The 16,682-nt window shown below is 62.8% G+C and carries 21 protein-coding genes; 9 read left to right on the top strand and 12 right to left on the bottom strand.

Annotated features, from left to right (window positions below):
- Positions 1-110: 110 nt before the first annotated feature.
- From E8L03_RS18030 to E8L03_RS18020, 3 genes are all read right to left on the bottom strand, one after another.
- On the bottom strand, positions 111-419 hold the full coding sequence (locus E8L03_RS18030) for an isoamylase early set domain-containing protein (protein WP_144305086.1): 309 nt from the start codon (positions 417-419) through the stop codon (positions 111-113).
- Positions 420-620: 201 nt separating this feature from the next.
- Positions 621-1,019, bottom strand: coding sequence for a hypothetical protein (locus E8L03_RS18025; RefSeq protein WP_144305087.1), 399 nt, complete (start codon positions 1,017-1,019; stop codon positions 621-623).
- Positions 1,020-1,045: 26 nt separating this feature from the next.
- Positions 1,046-1,312, bottom strand: a complete 267-nt coding sequence (locus E8L03_RS18020; protein ID WP_171268088.1) for a helix-turn-helix domain-containing protein — start codon at positions 1,310-1,312, stop codon at positions 1,046-1,048.
- A gap of 299 nt (positions 1,313-1,611) precedes the next feature.
- On the opposite strand from E8L03_RS18020, the gene E8L03_RS21125 reads away from it, so the two are divergent.
- Positions 1,612-2,166 (top strand): HU family DNA-binding protein, encoded by a 555-nt coding sequence (locus tag E8L03_RS21125; RefSeq protein ID WP_144305089.1) that lies wholly within the window; start codon positions 1,612-1,614, stop codon positions 2,164-2,166.
- A 6-nt stretch (positions 2,167-2,172) separates the two neighbouring features.
- Here E8L03_RS21125 and E8L03_RS18010 read toward each other — a convergent pair whose 3' ends face one another.
- A complete protein-coding gene (locus E8L03_RS18010) occupies positions 2,173-3,357 on the bottom strand; it encodes a PAS domain-containing sensor histidine kinase (protein WP_171268087.1) in 1,185 nt (394 codons plus the stop codon).
- 234 nt (positions 3,358-3,591) lie between these two features.
- On the opposite strand from E8L03_RS18010, the gene E8L03_RS18005 reads away from it, so the two are divergent.
- Complete coding sequence (locus tag E8L03_RS18005) at positions 3,592-3,834, top strand: hypothetical protein (RefSeq protein ID WP_144305091.1); 243 nt, start codon at positions 3,592-3,594, stop codon at positions 3,832-3,834.
- 69 nt (positions 3,835-3,903) lie between these two features.
- Here E8L03_RS18005 and thiD read toward each other — a convergent pair whose 3' ends face one another.
- The 7 genes from thiD to E8L03_RS17970 all read right to left on the bottom strand — a co-directional run bounded on the left by thiD (position 3,904) and on the right by E8L03_RS17970 (position 10,045).
- Entirely contained in the window at positions 3,904-4,707 is an 804-nt protein-coding gene (gene thiD, locus E8L03_RS18000; protein WP_171268530.1) for a bifunctional hydroxymethylpyrimidine kinase/phosphomethylpyrimidine kinase, read from the bottom strand.
- 326 nt (positions 4,708-5,033) lie between these two features.
- Positions 5,034-5,987: a lysylphosphatidylglycerol synthase transmembrane domain-containing protein gene (locus tag E8L03_RS17995; protein ID WP_144305093.1), complete on the bottom strand. Its 954-nt coding sequence runs from the start codon at positions 5,985-5,987 to the stop codon at positions 5,034-5,036.
- A gap of 15 nt (positions 5,988-6,002) precedes the next feature.
- Positions 6,003-7,190: a glutamate 5-kinase gene (gene proB / locus E8L03_RS17990; protein WP_144305094.1), complete on the bottom strand. Its 1,188-nt coding sequence runs from the start codon at positions 7,188-7,190 to the stop codon at positions 6,003-6,005.
- The gene (gene obgE / locus E8L03_RS17985; protein ID WP_144305095.1) at positions 7,187-8,344 is read right to left on the bottom strand and encodes a GTPase ObgE; all 1,158 of its coding nucleotides are present in this window, start codon (positions 8,342-8,344) and stop codon (positions 7,187-7,189) included. Before obgE ends, proB begins: the two co-directional genes overlap by 4 nt.
- A gap of 109 nt (positions 8,345-8,453) precedes the next feature.
- Positions 8,454-8,720: a 50S ribosomal protein L27 gene (gene rpmA, locus E8L03_RS17980; RefSeq protein WP_144305096.1), complete on the bottom strand. Its 267-nt coding sequence runs from the start codon at positions 8,718-8,720 to the stop codon at positions 8,454-8,456.
- 36 nt (positions 8,721-8,756) lie between these two features.
- A complete protein-coding gene (gene rplU / locus E8L03_RS17975; RefSeq protein ID WP_144305097.1) occupies positions 8,757-9,062 on the bottom strand; it encodes a 50S ribosomal protein L21 in 306 nt (101 codons plus the stop codon).
- A 77-nt stretch (positions 9,063-9,139) separates the two neighbouring features.
- The gene (locus E8L03_RS17970; RefSeq protein WP_171268086.1) at positions 9,140-10,045 is read right to left on the bottom strand and encodes a CE1 family esterase; all 906 of its coding nucleotides are present in this window, start codon (positions 10,043-10,045) and stop codon (positions 9,140-9,142) included.
- A gap of 106 nt (positions 10,046-10,151) precedes the next feature.
- Here E8L03_RS17970 and E8L03_RS17965 point away from each other — a divergent pair, with 106 nt between their 5' ends.
- The 5 genes from E8L03_RS17965 to E8L03_RS17945 all read left to right on the top strand — a co-directional run bounded on the left by E8L03_RS17965 (position 10,152) and on the right by E8L03_RS17945 (position 14,387).
- Positions 10,152-11,120, top strand: coding sequence for a tetratricopeptide repeat protein (locus tag E8L03_RS17965; RefSeq protein ID WP_167512429.1), 969 nt, complete (start codon positions 10,152-10,154; stop codon positions 11,118-11,120).
- A 28-nt stretch (positions 11,121-11,148) separates the two neighbouring features.
- On the top strand, positions 11,149-11,691 hold the full coding sequence (locus E8L03_RS17960) for a hypothetical protein (protein WP_171268085.1): 543 nt from the start codon (positions 11,149-11,151) through the stop codon (positions 11,689-11,691).
- A gap of 37 nt (positions 11,692-11,728) precedes the next feature.
- The gene (locus tag E8L03_RS17955) at positions 11,729-13,138 is read left to right on the top strand and encodes a hypothetical protein (protein WP_171268084.1); all 1,410 of its coding nucleotides are present in this window, start codon (positions 11,729-11,731) and stop codon (positions 13,136-13,138) included.
- 203 nt (positions 13,139-13,341) lie between these two features.
- Positions 13,342-13,614: a transposase gene (locus E8L03_RS17950; protein WP_171267906.1), complete on the top strand. Its 273-nt coding sequence runs from the start codon at positions 13,342-13,344 to the stop codon at positions 13,612-13,614.
- A gap of 41 nt (positions 13,615-13,655) precedes the next feature.
- Complete coding sequence (locus E8L03_RS17945; RefSeq protein WP_171267907.1) at positions 13,656-14,387, top strand: IS3 family transposase; 732 nt, start codon at positions 13,656-13,658, stop codon at positions 14,385-14,387.
- Positions 14,388-14,428: 41 nt separating this feature from the next.
- Here the strand turns inward: E8L03_RS17945 and nth are convergent, their stop codons facing one another.
- A complete protein-coding gene (gene nth, locus E8L03_RS17940) occupies positions 14,429-15,085 on the bottom strand; it encodes an endonuclease III (protein WP_144305102.1) in 657 nt (218 codons plus the stop codon).
- A gap of 269 nt (positions 15,086-15,354) precedes the next feature.
- Here nth and cutA point away from each other — a divergent pair, with 269 nt between their 5' ends.
- A complete protein-coding gene (gene cutA / locus E8L03_RS17935) occupies positions 15,355-15,678 on the top strand; it encodes a divalent-cation tolerance protein CutA (RefSeq protein WP_144305103.1) in 324 nt (107 codons plus the stop codon).
- Positions 15,679-15,733: 55 nt separating this feature from the next.
- Entirely contained in the window at positions 15,734-16,669 is a 936-nt protein-coding gene (locus E8L03_RS17930) for a carbohydrate kinase family protein (RefSeq protein ID WP_144305104.1), read from the top strand.
- Positions 16,670-16,682 lie beyond the last annotated feature (13 nt).

Below are 16,682 nucleotides of genomic sequence, written 5' to 3'. Positions count from 1 at the left end.
ACAGATGCAACGTCGGCGCTACCGGTGCACCGCCACATGCATCGTGGCCGCATACGGCCAATGAGGCAGCCGCCATTCAAAGGCGGCCGCGCACGGCGACTTCCCCGAGCCTAGACGACGACCACGGAATTGTCGGCGCTGGCGTACGGGCTGTACGCATACTTGTCAGCTTCCCAGTCGTTCTCCCACTTCTCGCCATCCATGAGAAAACGGTAGTGGTACTCCTTGCCCACGTCCAGATCGAGCGTGAGCGTGAAGCCGCCGGTCTTGAGCTTCTTCATGGGCGCGGCATCCTTGTCCCAGTCGTTGAAGTCGCCGACAAGGCTGGCTTTATCCACACCCTCGGAGGCTTCCTTGGGAAGCTTGAAGGTCACTTTGCAAACAGGCTTGGATTTCAGATACTTCTTGCTGACAGGCATTGTCCTCTCCTCGCTGTCGCGCGCGCTGTAGTCATGCGATATCCGGTCAGTACGCGGGCACACCCGCACCATGAAACTGTATACCACGTTTCACGGCGCTTTACCCGCTTCTTTTTCGAAATATCACGATTTGGGAAAAGCGCAAGCAGCCGGGATGTTCGGCATAATCCGTAACACCGGCGACACGATGGACAGCCAATGCTACTCGTTGGCTGCGATGTCTTTCGAGAGCGCCTCGCCAAGGAACTCGGCCTGGCCGGCATCGTCCTGCAGACCGCAGAGCCCCTTGACCGCCGTCAGCAGATCGGCAGCGTTGATGGTGACGTCGAAGAGGCCGTTGTTGATGCGGCAGAGCTGGCCTTCGCGCTTGATGATGTAGGCGCGGCGTTCCTTGGAGGCGCCGGCGCCGCTGACGACGGAGTAGGCCTGGTGGCCGTCGCTGGTGACATAGAGCCGCTGCACCGTGAGCGTGCCGGAATCCCCATCGTAGAAGGAATTCTCAGCCTGGACCCTGCCGCGGAAGACAAGGCTGGCCCCAGCATCATTGACCAGGGTGATCTCTTCAAAAGCACCCGAGTCTTGTGCGCGTTTTTCTTCCATTGTGTCACCCTCCTTGCGGTGCGGCTTCATGTGGGCAGTTTGAACTGTTCCGGGCCGCCCTTGTCCTTCTTATTTTTGACAGCCGGCCGCTCCGGCCTGGGCGAATCGTCGAACAGGGCGCCGCCGCCCTTGGCTGTCCAGTAATCTTCGAGATCGGTTTTGGAGATCCGATACTCCTTGCCGATCTTCGCGGCGAACAAGTGACCGTCCTTGATGGCCCGGCGCAACGTCTCGGTATGGCAATTGAGCAGCTCGGCGGCCTGCTTCAAGGTAAAGACAGTGCGTTCTTCCATGCATCCGCTGGGGGTAGGAAACTATGTGCTCGTGAGCGTTCCACCCAAAGTAACCATACCGATTTTCAACCGTACTACACTTCAATCAGCAGTTATCACTTTGAAACAACTGATGTCAACTGAAACCTACATTAATCAACAAAAACAACTCTCGCATAACATTCCAATATATCTCACTTTTTTGAAGGCGCGCCATCCCAACCCTACCCCGCGCCAATGCACTTTTTTACACGCGCAACCGCCGATTCCGTTGGATTTTTTGGATAACTGATGTATATTCTGTCGAAAAGGAGTGCGATATGGTCAAAGAGGATCTGATACAATTGATTCACGATGAGGTCGGTTTCGAATCCAAGAAGCAGGCTGCCGACGTCCTGGACGCCATCACCGACTCCATTACAGAAGCCCTTGCCGCCGGGGACCATGTGGCGCTTCGCAACTTCGGAACCTTCGAGGTCCGGCCCATGGCCGCAAAAAAAGGCCGCAATCCGCAGACCGGCGACCCCATCATCATTCCGGAGCACAGCCGCCCCGCTTTCAGCCCTGGCAAGGAGTTCTCCGAGCGAATCCGTACGTCCGACTCCTGGAACTGGAAGCGCATCTCCCGCGAGATACACAAGATGCGTTCATCCCTGGAAAAGACGAAATCCGAGATGGACATCCGCAGCACCGAGTCCCGCGAGTACTACTCCAAGAAGATCGCCGGATACACGCAGTCCTACAACGAGCTCATGGGCAAGCTCGAAGGGTACGCCCATGCGGGCGGCGGCGCTTTGCGCGAGATCAAGGGCGGGTTGCAGCGGGCTCTGGAAGAAGTCACCGACGCCTTCCGGCGCGCGGCCGGCAAGTTCTGAGTCGGCCTACTCCCCCGCTGTCGCGACAGGACGTCTGGGCCAGCGGGCGTAGAATGTCGTGCCTTCTCCCGGCGTAGACGTGAACCACACCGTGCCGCCCAGGTAGCGCTCCGCGAGCAGCTTGATGGAGTAGGTGCCGATGCCGCGGTCCAGGCCCTTGGTTGAGAACGACCGCTGGAATATCTGCAGCTTGACGTCGCTGGACATAGCCGTGGGGTTGTGCACCCGGAAAACCACAGCCTCTGCGGCTTCGTCATAGGTGCAGCCCATGGTCACCGTGTTGCCTCCCGACTCGGCCTCCAGGGCGTTCTTGAGCATGTTCACCAGCACACGGCGCACCAGGCTGTCATCCGTAATCATGCTGACAACAGCGCTGTCCTCGTCCAGGCGAATCTCCTTGTCCATCGCCACATCGTGGTTTTCCAGACCCTTTTTGACGGAAAGAAGCAGATCCCTTGTGATCACCGGCAGGTAGTTCGCATGCAGGTCGCCGGTCTCTGCGGCCAGCAGGAGCTTCTGCGTTTCGATCTCGTCCACCATGTTCTTGAACACGTCGTGGATCATCAGCGCCAGCTTGCGATGCTCGTCGGGCAGCTCGTCGGTCAGGTACTCCACCAGGTTGCGCAGCCCGCCCACAGTGTTCATGAGGTCGTGAAAGAAAATCCGCTCCAGAATGCGGCGGCGCTTTTCGTTGGAGATATCCTCCACGGCAAAGACCAGGAACTCTTCGTCGTCCAGGTGCAGCCGCGTAGCCGAAACGCGGAAGTCGAACGCCTCCAACCCTTCCGGGCCGTGGCGGGAGATGCGCACCTCATGCGTGGCTTCGCCCTTGCGAAACCCTTCCACAATGGCGGTCAGGGCGCCGCAGCGCAAACACCGCTCCGCCGTTCCGCAGCCAAGGTGGCCTTCCGTTGCGCCCTCGCATCCCAGGGCCTCGCCCGGACGCCTGCCCACGATATCCGCCGGATCTTCAATACCCAGGAAGTCCAGAAAATTCTTGTTCGCGTAGATGATCTGCCTCGTCTTGTTGAGCACGAGGACAAAGCTGAGCACAGTATCCAGCAACGCAGCCGGCAGCGAGCTGGTGAACATCTCCTTCTGGCGCTTCAGCGTAAAGTCGTCGCTCCGCTGGCCGAGAGGCGGCAACTCAATTGGGCTGGCGGATCCATCCGGGGAGGCGAAGAGGGGCATTGTTGACTTCTCGTATACTGACGGATTGTTTGTTGAGTAGCGAAATCGCCGAACAACTACACAGGATGATAACGCGTGTCAGCGCACGGGTCCACCCCGGCGCCTTGTCTGCATTTTAGACATTTATGTAAAGCGCCTTGTAATCGAACCTGTTACCGTGTAGATAATAGGCATGGAGTATTATCACGCAGCTGCCAGGCTGTACATACGCACCTGTTACTCAAGGAGAAGCTGATGAAAGCGACCTGGGAAAAAGTCTTTGAATACGCGTCCATGCCCGTTCACGGGACGCTCTCCCGCAAATTGCGCAAGGAAGTGAAGCTGCAGATCAACGCCGGCCCTGTGTATACCGATGCGGTCATCTTCCTTGGCGAAGAGTTCGTGCGCATCGTCACCAGCAAGGACGGGGAAACCATAAACACATACTACGACTGGGCCAAAATCGACTTCGTGAGCACCATCAGCGCAGCCCCCTAAGCTGCGCAAGCCCTTGGAAACACCGGCGCCCGTCTTTCGCTTCTATGCGGAAGGCGGGCGCTTTCTTTATCAATCTCCAAGCAGCGGCCGGATGGCGGCCATATGGTCGGGCGGACCGGCGCCCTCGCCCGGCGCGTATCCGGCGGCAAGGCAGGCACTGAGGTACTCCTGCGCCAGCCTCACGGCCTCGGGCAGCTCCACGCCCGCGCCCAGGAAGGTGGCAATGGCCGAGGACAAAGTGCAGCCCGTGCCGTGGAGGTTCTGCGTCGTCACATGCGGGTGGACAAGCTCGTGCACCTCGCCTTCCGGCAGCACCAGCCAGTCGCGCAGGGCCTCCGCCTCCCTGGCGGCGGTTATATGCCCGCCCTTGATGAGCACGGCTTCGGGCCCCAGGCTCAAAATACGGCGACCGGCGGTCGCAACATCCTCTGCCGTGGCAATCTCTACGCCGGAGAGCATCTCGGCCTCCGGACGGTTGGGCGTAACCAACGCGGCAAGGGGCAGCATACGCGTCATCAGCGCCTGGATGGCCGATTCTTCGAGCAGACGGTGGCCGCTCTGGCTGATGGAGACGGGATCGACCACCAGGGGAAAATCTTTGCGCGCCTCCAGAATCTCGGCCACGGCCTCGATGATGGCCGCGGAGAAGAGCATGCCCGTCTTGGCGGCCCTTACTGGAAAGCCGTCCAGCACCGTGGAAAGCTGCAGGGCGACGAAATCCGGCGGCGGCGCGTGGATGCCCGTTACGCCCAGCCCGTTCTGCGCCGTAAGCGCCGCGATAACGCTGACGCCGTATCCGCCGTTGGCGGCTATGGTCTTGAGGTCCGCCTGGATTCCTGCTCCGCCGCCGGAGTCGGACCCGGCGATGGTCATGATCACAGGCGGCGCAATCGGTTCGCGCACTGTCGTCCTCCTTTGCGAGAGAACCAATGGCGCTTGCGGCGCCCCAGATTAATCACATCGTGCAATCTGGCAGGCTGCTTCGCGCATTTTTATCTTGGGCAAGACATCCACCTGAAACAATTCACGACTGTTTCAGATAAATACATACAGGCATCTCCACCTTCTCAAGCTTACTATGCTTTAGAAAAGGTGGAGAGCAAGGCACAAATAAAGTTCAAGGACGACGCGTACTTTTTGTACGTAAGGATGAATTGACAAAGGAACCAGCTCGCGGCCCTCTGTCGGCAGCCTGCGTGCTACAGGGTTTCGGCCTGCTGCTCGCGGATGCCCTTCAGGCTCATGCCGGACTGCGCCATGACCCACAACGCGGCCAGCACCGGCGGCACGTAGATGCAGAAGCGCATCACCAGCGCACAGGCCAGGGCCGGCCCCTTGGTCACGCCGAAGGCGCCCAGGGTAGTGACAAAGGCCCACTCGAAGATGCCGATGCCGCCCGGAGACGCCGGCACGGCGTAGCCCAGCGTAGCGATGGCGAACACCGAGATCACCTGCACGGCGCTGATGTCCAGATGCCCCACGCCCCAGAGAACCACGAAGTACATCGCCGCGAACAGAAACCAGCTCACCAGGCTGTACAGAAAGAGTGAGAGGAAGAAGACCGGATTCATGCCGTTGTGCAGCTGGTGCATCACGTCGCTGGCCACCAGCTTCAGGCTCTGTCCGGGCACGAACTTGAGCACCAGGTCGTGGACCTTGAAGTTGATGCGCAACGCGATGACGAACGCCCAGAGGCCAACCACGACAAGGGAGAGGAGCAGCACGCCCTCGTCCTTGCCCAGGGAGGCGGCGGCCACCAGACCCACCACCATCAGCATGTTCAGGTCGACAAGCCGCTCCCAGAAGATCAGGCCCAGGCCCTCGCCCAGTTGGATGCCGGTTTTCTTGCGCAGGTAGAACGCCTTGGCCACCTCGCCCAGCTTGGCCGGGAACAGGTTGTTGATGCCCAGGCAGAACACGCTGGCCTTCAACGCGGTGACAAAGCCGGCGCGGAACTTCGTGAGGTAGTTGAAGCGCATGGCCACGGGAATGTACTGGATAAGGCTGAACAACACGGCGCCGATGACCGGCAGAAAGCCCAGCTTCTTGAGCGATACCCAGAACTCGGTCCAGTCGAGCCCCCGAAAAAGTAAGAACAGACAAAGGCCCATCAGGCCCCAACGCAAGGTGATTCCGAGTATTTTCTTCAACATCAGACTGCTGATCCTTTAATAGGCGGTATCGTCTTCCGGCTTTTCGGTGTTGCAATCCACGACCATGTTGTCGCGGTGCACAGCCTCGCTGTAGAGCCCGGGCCCCAGGACCGCCTCGATGGCGTCCGTTTTCAGCCCCATGATGCGCCGCAGCTCGGCGGCGCGGTAGTTGGCCATGCCGATGGCCACTTCCCCGCCGTCCTCGGTGAGTATGCGCACCACGGCCCCGCGGGCGAAGTTGCCCCGCACATCCGTAATGCCGATGGGCAGCAGGGACTTGCCCCGCTCGCGCAGCGCCCGTACAGCGCCGTCATCCACATAAATGGAGCCGCTGGGCTCCCGGTTGTAGGCCAGCCAGAACTTGCGGCGCGACATGCTCTTCTTTTCCGGCGTCACCCAGGTGCCGATATTCTCGCCGTTGATGGCGCGGATAAGGGCCTGCGGCTCCCGGCCGGAGACGATGAGGGTGGGCACGCCCAGGCGCGCTGCCCGGCGGGCGGCCAGCAGCTTGGAGTACATGCCGCCGGAGCCGACCGTGGTCTTGCCGCCGCAGGAGGCGTTCAAATTCAGGGAGGCGATGTCCGAAATGCAGGAGAGGGGCTCCGCATCCGGATGCTGGTCCGGATTCTTGGTAAACACGCCCTTGGCCGAGGTCAGATTGACGAAGAGGTCGGCCTCCACCAGGTTCAGCAGCAGGCTGGCGAGGTGGTCGTTGTCGCCGAATTCCAGCTCCCGCACCACGACGGTGTCGTTCTCGTTGACCACGGGGATGGCGCGCCACTCCAGCAGCGCACCAAAGGTGTTGCGCGCGTTGAGGTAGCGCCGGCGGCTCTGCAGGTCGTCGCGCGTCAGCAGAATCTGCGCGCTGACCTTGCCGCGCAGGGCAAAGGCCTGGTCATAGGCGTGCATCAGCCGGCTCTGGCCCACTGCGGATGCTGCCTGACGGTCCGGCAGGCCATGGATGTCGGGGCACTCGTCGCTCATGCAGATCACGCCGCGGCCGGCGGCCACCGCGCCGGAGCTGACCAGCACTATATCCATGTCCCTGTCGTGAAGTTCGCTTATCTGCGCCACCAGGCTTTCCACAACCAGGTTGTCGAGCTCCAGGCCCCGCTTGGTCTGATGCGTCAGGACTGCGCTGCCGATCTTGACGAGCACACGGCGCACGCCTGACAGATGGCTGGAACGGTCGTCCTCGCTCATGGTTCTGTGTCTTCCTCGCTCTTGGACAGTTCACGGACCAGGCGTTGCATCTCCGCCACAAGCTCGGAAACGCCGTCGCCAGTGACTGCCGAGATGCAATGCACCGGAACGCCCGCCTTGTCAAAGCGCTCGCGCAGGGTGCGCAGCTCCTCTTCGTCGATGAGGTCGATCTTGTTCACCACGCGAATCTGCGGCTTGGCGGCCAGAATGGAGTCAAAGGCGGCGAGCTCGTCGTCCACCAGGTTGAACCCGGCCATGACGTCGCCGTCCTCGGGCACGTCCTCCACGCTCAGCATATGGACAAGGCAGCGCGTGCGCTCCACGTGCTTGAGGAACGAGTGGCCCAGCCCGTGGCCCAGGGAGGCGCCCTCGATGAGGCCGGGGATGTCGGCCACGATCATGCGCTCGCCGGAGTCGGACTCGACCACGCCCAGGTTGGGCGTGAGCGTGGTGAAGGGATAGTTGGCGATCTTGGGACGCGCCGCGGAGATGGCGGAAATGAGGGTGGACTTGCCCGCGTTGGGCAGGCCGATGAGGCCGATGTCCGCCAGGATCTTGAGCTCCAGGCGCAGCCGCTTGTCCTCGCCAAACCGGCCGGGCGTGGTGCGCCGGGGCGCGCGGTTGGTGGAGGACTTGAAATGGATGTTGCCGAGCCCGCCGCGGCCGCCTTCGGCAGCCACGTACTCGGCGCCGTCGTGGTCCAGGTCGGCCACGAGCAACCCTTCCTTGACGCGCTCTTCGGACTCGTCGTCCTCATCCTCGTCCGGAAGCTCGTAGACCAGGGCGCCGTCGCGCTCCATACCGGCGTAGCCGTCCGTGCCCAGTCCGGCCTTGGCCAGCTCATCGTCATCCCTGGGCAGCTCGTAGACGAGCGTGCCCACCGGCACCTCGATCACGAGGTCCTTGCCGGCGCGGCCGTACTTCTGCTGGCCCTGTCCGGGCTTGCCGTTTTCGGCCTCGTACATCCGCTTGAGCCGGAAGTCGTAGAGCGTGAGCAGGCGCTCGGTGGCGCGAAAAACGACATCGCCGCCGTCGCCGCCGTCGCCGCCGTCAGGTCCGCCCTTGGCGACAAACTTCTCACGACGAAAGGAGAGGCAGCCATTGCCTCCTTTTCCTGCGCGGACAGTGATTACGGCTTCATCGACGAATCGCATGGCGAATGAATCCCGCCGGAAGAACCCGGCTCTGGACATGAAAAGGGGGTGCGAGAGCGCTGGCGCCCTCCACCCCCGTCACGAACGGAAATATGCGCAAAAATCCCGCTTACGCGGCGGGGTCAATGCAGATACGCGTCTTGACTTTGCGGTTGCGGCGATACTTCTCGAAACGGACCACGCCGTCGATAAGTGCGAACAGCGTGAAGTCCCGGCCCACGCCGACGTTCTCGCCGGGGTGGAACTTGGTGCCGAGCTGACGGACGAGGATGTTGCCCGCCTTCACCTGCTGGCCCGCAAAGCGCTTAACGCCTCTTCTTTGACCTTCTGAGTCGCGGCCGTTTCTGGAACTGCCGCCTGCTTTTTTATGTGCCATGGCCTGCCTCCGTGAGGGTCCGTAAGGATGAACCCGTTAGTTGATGGCCTTGATCTTGATAGTGGTGTAGCTCTGCCGGTGGCCCTGCTTCTTGCGGGAGTCGTTGCGACGCCACTTGTGGAACACCACGACTTTCTTGCCGCGGCCGTGGTCCACAACCTCGCAGGTCACGTTGGCGTTGTCCAGATAGGGCGCGCCGACTTCGACAGCGTCGCCGCCCTTCATGAGCACCTTGTCCAGGGTCACTTCCGCGCCGGGCTCGGCCTCAAGCCGATCCACACGAATCACCTGGTCCTGCTCCACCCGATATTGTTTTCCGCCGGTCTCGATAATGGCATACATGGTAAAAGCTCCGTTGTTGGAAGAAGGGGTATATGCCCCATCTCCGGCCGACCGTCAACCCCTCTTTTACTGAAAAATTAGCGGTAGGCCGAGAAAAATTCAAGGATGCGCGCCGTGGCGTCCGGACGTCTGGAGGGCTGCGGCGCGTCCGGCTCGACCTGGCGTCCGCCCGGCCAGGCATGGCCCCCTTCCGTCACCGTGAGCAGGCTCACTACCAGATCATCCTGGCACATGTCGAATCGATCTTCCACCCAGCCCTCGCCGGAGTCCCGCGAGGGCTCCACGTCGCAGTTGGCCAGCTTGCCCCAGTACGCCGTGGAGCGAAGCACGGAGTTGTCCACCCGCTGGCGGCCGTCCCACGGATTGGGCACCGGTCCGCCAAAGTACGGCGCGGACTCGTCCTTCAGTCCATGGATGACCATGAGCGGCAGCGCCTCGGCCGGATTGCAGCCCGGAGACTCCAGCGTGCCACCCACCACGGCCATGCCCGCCAGCCACTTGGTTCCGCCGCAGGCCGCCTGGTAGACCATCTTGCCGCCGGCGCCGAAGCCCACCAGAAAGACCTTGCCCTGGCGCGCCTCGCCCGTGTCATAATAATGATTCAGAACATCCTTTATAAACTGGACGTCGTCCACGCCTTTGGAAAGTGCCGGATCGCAGCAGTTGCCGGCGTTCCAGGTGGCCCCGCCCTCGGGACCCGTGCCCCGCGGCGCCAGCACCAGGTAGCCTTCGTACGTGGCGTGGGACGGCAGGCCGGTGATGCGCTCCACATCCGCCGGCTCCCAGCCGCTGCCGTGCAGGAACACAATGGTGGGATGCGGCCCCGAGGATGCCGGCCGCCAGACCATGACCTCGCGCCCGTCCACGCGATCCACGTTGGCGTCTTCGCCGCCGTCGCCCACGAGCGGCTCCTGCACGGAGCACCCGCCCACGGCGAGGAACGCGGCGCACGCCAGCGCCAGACCCAGGATTAGCAGCCGCATATCGTACAGCACCCCATTGCCCGAACCCGAACAGTGGGGTACATGAATGGTTCGACAACACGGCCGTATCCTGCTCACAGCCAGACTTCTTCGAGGAGCGATTTTCATGGAGCGTATCCTTTGTATATTGAACGTTCGTGCATGGAACCATTCTGCCGCAAGCACCCTTGTGCTGACCGGCGCGTTCGTGCTCGCACTGGTCGCCACCTGCCTTGTCGCCGCGTCGCCGGCGCGCGCCCAGGAGAACAACACCGCCAAGGACGACATCCTGGTGGGCCTGGAGACAGCCCGACGCGGCGCCCACGAGGCGGCCATCCGCTACTACACCAAGGCCATCGACTCCGGGGAGCTTTCCCCGCATGACACCGGCATGGCGTACAAGGCTCGTGCGCTCAGCTACCACGACACAGGCAATGAAGACAAGGCCTTGAGCGATTTTGCCCAAGCCAGCAAGCTCCTTCCCGGCGACCCTGACATATATTACAATCGTGCTCAGATTCTGCAAGCCAGGGGTGACAAGGCCGCGGCCGACAAGGATATGGCCCTGGCAGCGCAAGGGTTTGCCCAGCGCGGCAACGCTTACATCGACGCGGACCAGTACGACGCGGCCATCGCCGACCTGAGCAAGGCCCTGCTCCTCGCGCCGCAGTCCCAGGACCTCTACATCCTGCGCGGCCTGGCGTACAAGCTACAGGGATCACTGCAAAAAGCCACGGACGATTACTCCCGCGCCATCGAGCTCAACCCGCAGGACCCCCTGGCCTACATGAACCGCGGCAACGCCCTGCTCAAGTCCAAGCAGTACGGCATGGCTCTCATGGACTACGACAAGGCCATCGAGCTCAATCCGCAGTACGGCGACGCCTACTTCAACCGCGCCGCGGCGTACGAGATGATCCAGGAGTACCAGAAGGCCGTGGAGGACTACACCAAGGCCATCAAGCTCAATCCCAAGGACGCCATGGCCTACAAACGCCGCGGCATGCTGCGCCAGGACATGGGCCAGGACTCCAGGGCGAAACGAGACTTTGCGGCGGCCCGGAAGATCGACCCCAACATCCCCCTGGAGAACTAACGACGCCCCTACATATTAAGGAATGTTCATGCGACACCTTGCTGCGAAACGCGCTCCGCGTCACTGGCTTGTGCTTGCCTGCTTCGTTCTGATTCTGGCTGCCGGATGCTCCAAACCGCCGCCCGAACCGGTCCGTCTCCAATCCTTCTCCATGGATTCGCCGGACTCCATCGTGGACACGAACCTGGTGCGCGTGGAAAAGGACCCGGCCTGCGAAGGCGGCGCATGCCTGCGGGTGGAGACATCCGGCCCGAGCAAGGTGCGGCTCTTTGCGTTGGATAATCTGAACGTAGAGGACGCCCTGCTGCTCTTCCAGGCCAGGGTGCGTTCCCAGGGGCTGACCGGCACGGCGTATATCGAAATGTGGTGCATCTTCAAGGGACGCGGCCAGTACTTTTCCCGCGCGCTGGACACGGCCGTTACCGGCGATACGGACTGGACGCTGCAAACCGCGCCCTTCCGCCTGGAAGAAGGCCAGAACCCGGACCAGGTGCTGCTGAACCTCGTGATCGAAGGCCCGGGCACGGTCTGGATCGACGACGCGGCCCTGTATCGCGCCCCCTTGCCATAGCGGGCTGTCCGCGCGAGAATACTGCCGGGCCCATGCCATGAGCAACGATTCGCACACCGAGAATCCGTCCATAACTGTGGACAGCCTGAGCGGACGCGACGCCTCGTACCAGGTCGACCTCCACTCTCTGGAGTGCACCTGCGAGGAGTGGCGCGAGAACCGCTCGCGATTCGATGCGGGCGACTTGCGGCGCTGCTGCAAGCACCTGGTCTACGCCCTGGCGCGCGATCCGCAGCACGGCCCCAAGGCTCTGGCCGGGCAGCCGCGCACCATCTCCCGCCTCAAACGGCTCGCCGCGCAACGTGAAGGCTTCCCCCTGTGCCGGCGCATCGTGCCGGTCGCCATTCCCCAGGAACCGGAGGGCAAGGAGGCTTCCGCCGACCTCTTTTTTCCGCTGGACCCCGAGACCACGCCGTGGGTCACGGTGCTCATCGGCGCCGCCGCCTTCCGCTACCACCCGGCCGAGGACCGCTGGGCCAACGGGGAACCGCCGCCCGACCCGGTGCGCGAGGCGCTGGAGCTGCGCATCCACAAGGCCATGATCCAGGAGCAGACCGCCCGCACGGCGGCCGAGGGAACGCCCTGCGGCCCCACAGCGCAACAGGCCGGAGCCGCTCAAACGCCGCAGGCCGCAGTAAAACCCGAGGCCCGGACCGTGGACCATGCCGCGGCCCCGACAACAGGTCCGGCCGGACCGGAGCCTTTGCCGGATACTGAGCCTTCTGCCCAGAAAAAATCCCGCCCCTACCGCCGCAAGAAGTCCGCCGCGGCCCAGGCCAGCCGGCCCAGAAAGGCCGTCCGTTTCGATACGCCGGGCGAGGCCGACGAACCCATGCGCCGCAGGCGCACCCGCCGCGGGCTGCTCATCTTCCTGGTGATCCTGCTGGGCGGCGTGCTCTACCTGGCCGACACCATCACCATGCCGCCCCCGGGCAAGGAGGCCGAGGGCCCGGTCATCTCCAATGAGACGCCCATGCCCGGCGCCGCCGGGGCCAACGGCACGGATTTCGGCGTGCAGGACCCGCTGGAACCGCCGCTGCCCGAGGAGTCCTCCCAGCCCAACGCCTCGCCGCAGAGCTCCGCAGCCCCCGCGCAAGGCCAGGCCAGCCAGAACCAGACCGCACCGGGTCAGGCCGCCTCAACATCTGCCGGAGCGCCAGCCCAGGCTGCACCGCCAAACCGCCCCGGCGACATCTCCAACGCCGCCCTGGCCGCCGACCTGCTCAAGCTTATCGAGCGCGACCCCAACCGCGGCCGCTACACCATCTCCCGCCGCGTGCCGGACGGCACCCTGCTCTTCGGCGCCGACCTCGACCTCGACGTAATCTTCCGCATCGTCCGCGGCAACGACGGCTCCGAACGCCGCGATCGCTGGATCGGCCACATCACCCACCGCCTCCAGAGCGCCGCCGCCGGCGGCTCCCTGGACTCCGTCCCCGCGCAGTAAAACAAGTACTCGGAATTATCCGAGGGCTCCGCCCTCGGGCACCCGCCAGGGAGCATTGCTCCCTGGACCCTATAAATGGGGTCCGGGGACCAGTGGTCCCCGGCAGGGGGCGTGGGGGACAGCGTTATACTGCCCCCAGTTTGAAGAAGCCTTGACCAGAGGGGAGCATCCATGGCTGAGATTTTCAGCAGAAGGAGGTTCCCATGGCGTTGAGAAAATGGACCCCGGAACAGAAAGCCCAGATCGTCCTCGAAGGCCTTCGAGGACGATCCGTCACAGAAATCTGCACGGAGCATGCCATCACTCAGAACATGTACTACCGGTGGCGGGATCAGTTGCTGGAGAAGGCCCACGAGGTCTTTATCTCGGACAAGAACACCCGGCGCACGGCAAAGCTCGAACGCGAAAACACCCGGCTCAAGGGGCTGGTGGGCGAGCTGACTCTGGAGCTTAAAAAAAGCGATCTGTTCGAATGAAGCGTGGCCCATACCCCAAAGTTGCATCTCGCAACACTCTGTTGTTGCAGAGAATTCGCGCCATCAAGGCGGATCATCCCTACTGGGGCTACCGCCGGATCTGGGCCCACTTGCGTTTTGTGGACACGATGTCCATCGGCAAACACCGCGTCTACCGGCTTATGCGCGACCACGGCCTCTGCGTGAAGCGCGGCGCCGTGCCCGCGACCAATCGGAAGCCTTCGCGCCCCAAGCCGCGTCCGACGCGGCCCAACGAGTGGTGGGGCACGGACATGACCAAGGTCATGATCGACGGCTTTGGCTGGATGTACGTCGTGATCGTCCTGGATTGGCGCACCAAAAAGGTCGTGGGGCATTACGCCGGGGCGCAAGCCAGGACAGAGCACTGGCTCGCGGCGCTGGACCAGGCCGTGAATCGGCAGTTCCCCGAGGGCGTGCGCGGCGGCGGCCTTCACCTGATGTCGGACAACGGCAGCCAGCCGACATCATTGAGCTTTATGAAGACATGCCACTGCCTGGGCATCACGCAGGCCTTCACGGCGTACAACAACCCCAAGGGCAACGCCGATACGGAGCGCTTCATGCGGACGCTGAAGGAGGAGCTCGTGTGGGTGAACGAATGGCGTAGCCCCACGGCTTTCTGCGAGGCGCTAAGCCGCTGGATTGACGACTACAATGCGCACTACCTGCACTCGACGTTGGGCTACCGAACGCCCCTGGCTGTCGAGCAGGAGCTGCTCAACCCAAACCTCCCCTTACAAGAGGCTTGCTAAAACGGGGGCAGTACAGCGTCCCCCAACCCAACCCCTCGGCCCTACACACCGTTTTTCGGACAGATATCCTCAAGCGGGCACTCGGGGCATTGGGGTGAGCGGGCCTTGCAGACCTCGCGGCCCAGGAAGACGAGGTAGTGGTTGAGGTTGCCCCAGCGGTCCTGGGGAAACACGGCCATGAGGTCGCGTTCGATGCGTTTGACATCCTGGGACTCGGTGAAGCCGAGGCGGAAGGAGAGGCGTTTGACGTGGGTGTCCACGGCCACGCCCTCGTTGATGCCGAAGGCGTGTCCGAGGATGATGTTGGCGGTCTTGCGCGCCACACCCGGCAGCTTGGTGAGCTCGGCCAGGCTTTTGGGCAGCTCGCCGCCGTACTCGTTGGCCACTATCTGCCCGGTGGCTTTCAGGTTCTTGGCCTTGTTGCGGAAGAAGCCGGTGGAGTGGATGACCTCTTCGATTGCGCCGACGTCGGCCTGACCCAGGGCAGCGGGGTCGGGCCAGCGGCGGAAGAGCTCCGGCGTGACCTTGTTCACCCGTTCGTCCGTGCACTGCGCGGCCAGCACCGTGGCCACCAGCAGCTCCCAGGGGGAGTGGTGGGTCAGCGCGGATGTGGGGTGGGCGTAGCGTTTGCCGAGCCGTTTGAGCACTTCCTGGGCGCGCGTTTCGGGCGCGGACGAGGGGGTGATTGTCGCTGCCATAGTTCGTCCTCCGTGTGGGCGACGCCGTGCGGTGAAGACAAGCGGCGCATTTTTCGCTATGAGTTGGATGATTTTCGTTTTGTACGCATGCGCTTGCCGGCATGGTTTCCGGCGCCGGAAGCGCACTGCGGGAGTATCCGTATTGCGTTTCGCCCCGGCCCGCGTGCCCTGCCGGGGCTGAGTATAGCACACGGCGGCAGCGTACAAACGCATTTGTCCATTGACCGAGGACATACACGCGCAATCCGCAACCCTGCAAGGAGGCTTTCATGTCCCAGCTCATCGTCTACATGACTGCCGGGAGTCTTGATGAAGCGCGCCGCATTGCCGGCATGCTTGTCGAGAAGCGGCTTGCCGCCTGCTGCAACATCTTCGAGTCCATGCACGCCGTGTTCTGGTGGGAAGGCGCGGTGCAGAGCGAGCAGGAAACGGCCTTTATCGCCAAGACGACCACGGACCGCTTTGACGACCTCAAAGCCGCCGTGCTGGAGGCGCACAGCTACGATGTCCCGTGCATCGTGGCCCTGCCCATCGTGGACGGCAACCCCGAGTTCCTGGACTGGATAGTCGAGCAGACACGCACCACCGTCTGATTCCGCCGCACGACCCGGTCCGCCTGCAAACCAACAACGAGGAGCCTGAACGTACATGGCAATCTACATCTCCGGATCCGTAGCCTTCGACCGCATCATGACCTTTCCCGGTAAGTTTTCCGACCATATCCTGCCGGACAAGCTGCACATCCTTAACGTATGCTTCCTGGTGGACGGTCTGACCGAAAAGTTCGGCGGCACGGCCGGCAACATCGCCTACACGCTCTCGCTGCTGGGCAAGGAGCCCACGGTTATCTCGTGCTGCGGCCGCGACTTCGGCCCCTATGAAAAGCACATGCGCAAGCTGGGCATGCCCCTGGACGGCATCCGCGTCATCGACGAGGAGCTCACGGCCGGCGCGTACATCACCACGGACAAGCAGGACAACCAGATCACCGGCTTCAACCCCGGCGCCATGAAGCAGTCGGCCAAGTTCACCATCGATCCCGTACACATCGAGAAGACCTGGGCCATCTGCTCCCCCGGCAACGTGGAGGACATGCTCAGCCTGCCCGAGCGTTACAAGGAGTGCGGCATCCCCTACATCTTCGATCCGGGCCAGCAGATCACGGCCATTGACGGCAAGGACCTGGCCAAGGCCATCAACGGCGCGACCATCCTTATCGCCAACGACTACGAGATGGAGATGATTCGCAAGAACACCGGCCTGAGCATGGCCGAGATCCGCGAGCGCGCCGACACGGTCATCGTCACCCTGGGCGAGAAGGGCTCCGTCATCTACGGCGAGAACGGCGAGACCGAGGTGCCCTCCGCTCCGGTCAAGCAGGTCCTGGACCCCACCGGCGCTGGCGACTCCTACCGCGCCGGCCTGATCTACGGCCTTACCGAGGGCCTGGATATGGAAACCTCCTGCCGCATCGGCGCCATCTGCGCCGCCTACTGCGTGGAGCAGCACGGCACGCAGGAGCACACCCTGACCCTGGACGCCTGCAAGGAGCGCTACGGCCGTTCCTTTGGCAGCACCTGGTAGGACCGGACCCGGA

The sequence above is a fragment of the Oceanidesulfovibrio marinus genome (assembly GCF_013085545.1).
Classification (GTDB): domain Bacteria; phylum Desulfobacterota; class Desulfovibrionia; order Desulfovibrionales; family Desulfovibrionaceae; genus Oceanidesulfovibrio; species Oceanidesulfovibrio marinus.
Note: the sequence above shows the minus strand (reverse complement) of the source record. Positions and strands in the feature narration are given on the sequence as shown.